At 70.9% G+C, this 4,406-nt stretch carries 4 protein-coding genes; 2 read left to right on the forward strand and 2 right to left on the reverse strand.

The window, feature by feature from the left end; translation table 11 throughout:
• Window positions 1-184: SDR family oxidoreductase (locus tag VIP82_RS16945; protein WP_331910723.1), on the forward strand; the 184-nt coding region annotated here is incomplete at its 5' end.
• Between the two features lie 138 nt (window positions 185-322).
• Here VIP82_RS16945 and VIP82_RS16950 read toward each other — a convergent pair.
• Window positions 323-1,171 (reverse strand): amidohydrolase family protein, encoded by an 849-nt coding sequence (locus tag VIP82_RS16950; RefSeq protein ID WP_331910725.1) that lies wholly within the window; start codon window positions 1,169-1,171, stop codon window positions 323-325.
• A 74-nt stretch (window positions 1,172-1,245) separates the two neighbouring features.
• On the opposite strand from VIP82_RS16950, the gene VIP82_RS16955 reads away from it, so the two are divergent.
• Window positions 1,246-1,926 (forward strand): FadR/GntR family transcriptional regulator, encoded by a 681-nt coding sequence (locus VIP82_RS16955; protein ID WP_331910727.1) that lies wholly within the window; start codon window positions 1,246-1,248, stop codon window positions 1,924-1,926.
• A gap of 109 nt (window positions 1,927-2,035) precedes the next feature.
• Here the strand turns inward: VIP82_RS16955 and VIP82_RS16960 are convergent.
• Window positions 2,036-4,406 (reverse strand): X2-like carbohydrate binding domain-containing protein (locus tag VIP82_RS16960; RefSeq protein ID WP_331910729.1); only part of this gene is annotated, 2,371 nt, incomplete at its 5' end.

Genomic DNA, 4,406 nt, shown 5'->3' on the forward strand with positions numbered 1-4,406 from the left:
CGACCCCGCGGCCGAGCGGGCAGCGCTCGAGGCCCGGCAGCCGCACGGGCGCCTCGTCTCGGCCGACGAGGTCGCCGGCGCCGTGCTCTACCTCGTCAGCCCCCGCGCCGGGTCGACCACCGGCACCTACATCGAAGTGGACGGCGGGATGTCGCCCCTCCGCCTGCGTCCCGCGGGTTCCTGAGGCCCGCGCCGGGCCGGGCGGCGGCATCCGTTCAACAGGTCAACCACGCTTCCACAGGACGATGGGGACAGATTTCTCCTGTAGAACGCTGGTTGACCTGTTGAGCGAAGGTCGTGGAAGCGGGCGAGAAGGTGCTCCTCAGGCCAGGCGGTACACGCGCTCGGCGTTCGTGGCCAGCACGGCCTCGCGGTCGTGCTCGCCGAGCCGATCCGTGAGCCACGACGCCACGGTCTCGACCCAGCGGCCGTAGGGTCCGGACACCGGCCAGTCGCCGCCGAACAGCAGGCGGTGCGGGCCGAAGGCGTCCAATGCGACGTCGAGGAACGGGCGCAGCTGTGCGGCGGTCCACTCCCCCTGCGACTCCGCCGGCAGCCCCGACAGCTTGCACGCGACGTTGTGGCGCCGGGCGAGCCTGTGCAGCTCCGTCGCCCACGGCGTGCCGTCGGCGGGCGCGGCGGCATCCGCCGATCCGACCGGTGGCTTGCCCAGATGATCCAGCACGATCGTGAGCTCGGGCACCGCGTCGGCGAGGGCGATCACGTCGGACAGCTGACTCCAGCGCACGCACGCGTCGAACGTGAGACCGGCGGCCGCAACCGCCCGCGCGGCGTCACGGAAACCCGCCGTCGCGGAGAAGCCGTCGGGCTCGAACTGCAGCAGGCGGCGCACCCCGACCACCAGCGGCCTGCTCTCGTACGCCGCGAGGTGCTCGTCGGTCGCAGCGGGGTCCTCGAGCGGTGCGCGCGCGACGATGCCGCGCAGCGGCACGGGCGGTGCCAGCGACGCGACCCAGTCGACCTCGGCGACCGACTGCTCGGGCGCGCACTCCGCCTGCACGAACACGAAGCCGAAGTCGTCGTCGGGAGCGTCCTGCAAGGCGAGATCGAGCTCTTCCGGTCCGAAAGATCGGAGCAGCGATCCCTCCAGCCACTCGTAGGTCAGGACCTCGGGGTCCCAGAGATGGAGGTGTCCGTCCACGACTCGCATGTCTCCATTGTGCCGCCGACGCGCGCGCGCCGCCGCAACCTTCATCCGTGACATCCGATGTCTAAGATGGGCGCGTGGCCGTCACCGACGAAGCGATCGAGAAGATCAAGGACATGATCGTGCGCGGCGAGCTCGCCCCCGGGTCGCGCCTTCCTCCCGAGAAGGATCTCGCCGAGCGTCTGGGCCTCTCGCGCAGCTCGATGCGCGAGGCCGTCAAGGCTCTCGAGGTCATCCGGGTGCTCGACGTGCGGCGCGGCGACGGCACGTACGTCACGAGCCTCGAGCCGAAGCTCCTCCTCGAGGCGATCTCGTTCGTCGTCGATCTCCACGACGACGACTCGCTGCTCGAGATCTTCGCCGTGCGGCGCGTGCTCGAGTCGCATGCGACAGGTCTGGCGGCACAGCAGGCGGGCGACGACGACGTCGCGGCGCTGGATGCCGAGATCAGCGGCGTCGCCCCCGACACCGACATCGAATCCCTGGTCGAGCACGACGTGCGCTTCCACAGCGCCATCGCGCGGCTCGCCGGCAACGACTACCTCGCCAGCCTGCTGGACAGCCTCACCAGTCAGACGGTGCGAGCGCGTGTGTGGCGAGGGCTCACGCAGGCGGGCGCCGTCGAGCGCACGCTCGCCGAGCACCGGGCGATCCTCGACGCGATCGCCGACCATGACATGGAGCTCGCGACCTCGATCGCCCAGGTCCACATTGCGGGCATCGAACGGTGGCTGCGCCAGGCGCGCGACCGCGCCTGAGCCCGCGCGAGCGCGCCTGACCCAGCGCGACCGCGCCCGCGCCCAGGCGACGGGGCTCTCGCCCCGCCACCCGGACGCCGACGTCAGCCGGTCACGTACGACGCCGGCGTCAGCCGGTCACGTACGACAGGGCGTCCACGCGCAGCACGTCGCCCGACGCCTTCACGAGCCGCAGGGTGTGCTCGCCCTTGCCGAGGCCGTCCTGCGAGAAGACCTCGCGCTGCGTGAGCCGTGCGGCGCTGTGCAGGTCCACGGTGTCGACCAGCGCACCGTCGAGATAGACCTCGACCTCGCCCTGGTCGGGCGCCGTCGGGCCCGTCACCGTGACGGCCGTCCCGCGGAAGGTCAGCTCCACGGCGGCGCCGTCGTCCTCGGTCCAGTGCACGTCGTCGCGCAGGTCGCCGCGGAACCGGAAGTCGAGCGCCGTGTCGCCGTCGGGAAGCGTCGACAGGTACGACGCGCTGAGGGTGACGGCTTCCGCTTCCACGGTGTAGTCGGTCCCGCTCTTCAGGGCGGTGCCGTCGCGGTAGATGCCGCCGAGCTCGCCCGGGTCACGCAGGATGTGGACCGTCGCACCCTCCGGCGCCGCACGGTCGAACACGACCGAGCCGACGTCGATCAGACTCTGCTGCACCACGTCGAGGCGGTCGAGCAGCATGAACTGCCCCGACTTCTTGACCACCCGGATGGTGTGGCTGCCGTCGGCGAGGTCGCGCGCGCTGTACATCACCTGCTGCACGCCCCGACCCTGTGCCGGGTCGAGGTACGTGTCGACGGTGTCGACCAGCACGCCGTCGAGGTAGACCTCGGCCTCGCCCTGCGACGAGTGGGTCTCGGTCACCCAGTCGATCCCGGTGCCGACGAACGTGTACTCGAACGCGGCACCGTCGGCCTCGGCGTAGTGCACGTCATCCTGGTGGTCGCCCAGCCCGCGGCCCGTGCTGTGGCCCCAGTTGCCGCTGTAGGCGATGGCCGGGTCGCTGTCGTTCACGGCCACCACGTTCGACGCGCCGGGCTCGGGCGCGGTCCCGCCCTGCGACGAGTCGTACGACGACACGGTCAGCGCCTGCGAGGTCGCCACGATCTCCTTGCCGGCGTTGCGGGACCACGCACCCTCGTACGACAGTCGGGCGTCGTCGTCGTTCAGCGCGATCTCGCCGCCCTTGGCCGGCGTGACGGTGAACAGGCGCGTCCCGTGCACCGGCACGTCGTCGGCGGTGAACTCGCCGTCGAAGCTGCCGAGGTTCTTCTGCGCCCAGAGATCGCGCACCTTCGCCGATCCCTGGAGGCCCAGGTCGGCGAACGACACCTTCATGTCGGCGTCCGTGCGACCGAGGTTGAAGAGCGCCACGGTCACCGAGCCGTCGGGGTTCATCGCGTACCAGGTCTGCTGCTTCGTCGCCGTCGACACCGGGTGGGCGGGGCGGCCCGCCTGGTTCACCGCGATGACCTCGGGGTTCGTCAGCAGCTGGACGCCGTAGTCGTCGAGCCGCGTCATGTCGTTGCCGACGTACATCGGCGCGGCCGCTACCGCCCACAGCGTCGTCGCCGTGCGCCGCTCGTCGCGGGTCAGACCGTCCATCGAACCGTTGCCCACGTTGAGCGAGTCGAAGTCGTTCCAGCCGCGGTCGGGGCCCGCGAAGCGCCACCAGTCGGCCGCGCGCGGGAAGAGCCGGGCGATGTTGTCCCACGTGGTGAGGGCCTCGTCGCCGCAGTAGCACTCCACATCCCACTCGACGCGCCAGCCGTTGGCGTGCTCGGCCCAGTAGTCGGCATAGCGGATGTCGAGGGCCCACGAGAGCTCGAACCAGATGCCGTTGCGCTCGAGCGCCTGCGACCAGGCCGCGACGTCGTCGCGCGCGTCGAGGGAGAGGTCGCCGATCCCCGACCCGGGCGTGACGCTGTCGAACTTGAGGAAGTCGATCCCCCACTCGCCGAACATGTCGGCGATCGAGTCCACGTAGGCCTGCGCGCACGGGTTCGCGAAGTCGAGGCGGTAGCCGATGTTCCAGTAGTCCGCCTGCTGGATCGGCTGCGTGACGATGTCGCCCGTCGAGCAGTCGGAGGCGCCGTAGATCGGCAGGTCGGCCTCGTACACCGCGGGTGAGATGCCGGGGATCGCGTAGAGCCCGACCTTCTGGCCGTTGCCGTGGATGTGGTCGATGACGGCCTGCAGCCCGTTCGGGAACAGCGTCGTACTGGGCGTCGGGCGCCCGTACTCGTCGGTGCCGCCGTTCCACGCGGCATCGATGTTGATGTACTCGTACCCCGCCGACTGCAGCTTCTCGTGCATGGCGTCGGACTGGGCGATGATCTGGTCGGCGGTGATCCAGGTCGATCCGTTGCCCGAGTACACCTGCATGCTGTAGCTGCTCCAGCCCATGTAGGGCCGGGCGCCGAGCTCTTCGTCGGGCGCGGGCGCCGTGGCGGCGGGCGCCGTGGCGGCGGGCGCGGTCGTCGCCGGGGAGACGGATGCCTCC

This window comes from Microbacterium sp. (assembly GCF_036566905.1).
In the GTDB taxonomy this organism is placed as follows: Bacteria; Actinomycetota; Actinomycetes; order Actinomycetales; family Microbacteriaceae; genus Microbacterium.

What these genes read in the sequence shown, in the direction of transcription:
- VIP82_RS16950 (WP_331910725.1), bottom strand. Translation starts at nt 1,171, where the DNA reads ATGCGAGTCGTGGACGGACACCTCCATCTCTGGGACCCCGAGGTCCTG.